The organism is Planktothrix tepida PCC 9214, from assembly GCF_900009145.1.
Taxonomy (GTDB): domain Bacteria; phylum Cyanobacteriota; class Cyanobacteriia; order Cyanobacteriales; family Microcoleaceae; genus Planktothrix; species Planktothrix tepida.
In genome coordinates, this window is record NZ_LN889776.1 from 1 (window position 1) to 2,973 (window position 2,973).

General features: G+C 42.5%; 2 protein-coding genes. Both read left to right on the top strand.

Features of this window, described 5'->3' with window-relative positions:
- The coding region (locus PL9214_RS03055) for an ATP-binding protein (RefSeq protein WP_245824158.1) at window positions 1-177 on the top strand (177 nt) is incomplete at its 5' end.
- Between the two features lie 244 nt (window positions 178-421).
- Window positions 422-2,973: PAS domain-containing protein (locus tag PL9214_RS03060; RefSeq protein ID WP_139294952.1), on the top strand; the 2,552-nt coding region annotated here is incomplete at its 3' end.

Consider the following 2,973-nt stretch of genomic DNA (forward strand, 5'->3'; position numbering starts at 1 on the left):
ATTTTTGGACGATTTCAACAAGTCGATGCGTCTGATTCCCGACAAAAGGGAGGAACTGGTTTAGGTTTAGCAATCTGTCAAAGCATCGTACAACAACATGGGGGCAAAATTTGGGTGGAAAGTGTTGTGGGAGTAGGCAGTAATTTCTATTTCACCTTGCCCATACCCCTCGATTAATTTGTTGATTTAATAACTTTTTATGGATTTAAAAATTACATCGAGTTTACAGAAGACTTAGGGGGTAAAAAATATAGCAATCCCAAATAGATCGTAATAATTTACAACTGACATAAAACAGCCAGAAATATTATTTATCTGGTGTTCCCCATTCGTAATTCGTAATTCGTAATTCGTAATTCGTAATTCCCTGTTCCCTATTGCTCAAAAATTTTGAACACAACTCAAATAGAATTGCTATAAAATGATGAAATTTTATCAACGATTTTTACCCTATGCTGTTGCTGTTGGCTCGACTGCGATCGCCTTACTTCTAACCCTCAACCTTGAGCCGTTTCTAACTCAATCGGTGAGTGTGTTTTTCTTTGTTGCCATCACCGTTTCCACTTGGTATGGTGGACTAAAGCCTGGATTAGTGGCAATTTTCCTCTCAACACTGGCAGTCAATATCTTTTTTGTTCCACCTCTGGGGCAATTCACAACACTCACGATCAGTGATTTCATTCGACTGGCAAGCTTTAGCCTCGTTGCAGTTGTGATTCATCTGTTGAGCCACAGTCTGAAAAACAGCAAGCGCAGGATTGAGCAACTGAGTCAACAACTTTTAGAGAAAAATGCCGAACAACTCCGAATGGTGCTATCTGCGGCTCAAATGGGGCTGTGGGACTGGAATATCTTAACGGGCGAAATTTATTGGTCGCCAGAACATGAACGGTTATTGGGCTTGACGGTTGGAACCTTTGATGGGCGATACGAAACCTTTAAGGCTTGTCTCCATCCACAGGATCATGAGAAATTCAATCAGGTGATAGAGCGTTCTTTAAAAGAACGGGTTCCCCATCAACATGAATATCGTGTCATTTGGCCCGATGGCAGCATTCACTGGATTGAGGGACGAGGACAAGGATTTTATGATGAATCTGGGCAGCCTGTCCGCATGACGGGAACCGTCATGGCAATTGATGAGCGTAAGCAAATCAATACTGAACTCGAAGCACGGGTAGCGGAGCGAACAACAGAACTCTCTGAGGTAAATCAACACCTAGAGGAAGCATTAACAGCCTTACAAGAGAGCGAAGAACGCCGCCGACTCGCTTTAGATTTAACTCATATCGGTTTTTGGGATCTTCACCTCCCTAGCGGAAAACTGATCTGGAATGATAATCTGTTCACGCTACACGGTTTAGTCCCCGATAGCATTGAGCCTAGCTATGAACTGAGCCGCAGTATCGTTCATCCTGATGATGTAGATTGGGTTGAACAACAGTTTTTAGAATCGATTAAAAATCATACGGATTTCTCTATTGAATATCGACTGATTCATCCTGATGGTTCTGTTCATTGGGTAATGCCGCGTGGTAAAGCCATCTACAATGAATCGGGGCAACCTGTGCGATCACTCGGCGTATTGTTAGATATTGGCGATTACAAACGAGATCAACAAATGCTAGATCTTCAGGCTGTCATCACTCGCAATATGGCAGAAAGCATTTGCTTAATCAAAGTCGATAATCAGGTCATTGTCTATGCCAATCCTAAATTTGAGCAGATGTTTGGCTATGAGGCGGGTGAACTCAACGGTCAGTTCGTTTCCATTGTTAACTATGCAACAAAAGAGGTAACGGCTGAAGATGTTTCTGAAGTGATTATTTCTGCTATTTTACAAAACGGTGAAGCGACTTATGAAGTTCATAATATTAAGAAAGATGGAACTCCATTTTGGTGTAGGGCAACAGCTTCTGTATTTAAGCATTCTGAATATGGCGATGTGCTGGTCGTTGTTCAACAAGACATCACCATAGCTAAACACCTCGAAGCAGTTCGCCAGCAAGCCGAAAAAGAACTCCGGCAAAGTGAGGCTAATTTCCGTTCTCTGAGTGAGTCTTCGCCTATCGGCATTTTTATGACCGATATTCACGGACAATGTATTTATACCAATCCACGCTATCAAATGATTTGTGGCTGCACCTTTGATGAGTTATTGGGAGAGGGTTGTGTCAAGTTTCTCCATCCTGATGACCGAGAGACAGTTACGACTGAGTGGTCAAAAGCAGTGTCCCAAAGGCAAGAATTTTCGGGTGAAGTTCGTTATGTTCACAAAGATGGCATCATTCGTTTTACCCAAGTGCGATCAGCCCCCATTTTGTCAGTTTCCGATGAATTAATGGGCTATGTGGGCACAGTAGAAGATATCACCGAACGTCAAGCCATTGAACAAATGAAAAGCGAGTTTATTTCCATTGTCAGTCATGAATTGCGAACACCTCTATCCTCAATTCGGGGTTCTCTGGGGTTACTGGCTGCGGGAATCTTCAAAAACCAGCCGGATGCGACTCAACAAATGTTAGATATCGCCGTTCACGATACAGAACGTTTAGTCCGTTTGGTCAATGACATTCTGGATTTAGAGCGACTTGAGGCACAGAAAGTTAAACTAAATCAGCAGTGGTGTGATGCAATCACCCTCATGGAACAATCGGTTAAAACCCTGCAATCTTTAGCAGCACAAAGCCATATCACCTTATTAGTTGAACCGAGTTCTGCTCAAGTTTGGGCAGATAGTGATCGGATTATTCAAACCCTGGTTAATTTAATTAGCAATGCGATTAAATTTTCACTGCCTCAAAGTAGCGTAACCCTTAAAGCTCAAGAACTTGCAGACCGGGTTTTATTTGAAGTGACAGATCAAGGGCGTGGTGTTCCGGCTGATAAATTAGAAACAATTTTTGGACGATTTCAACAAGTCGATGCGTCTGATTCCCGACAAAAGGGAGGAACTGGTTTAGGTTTAGCAAT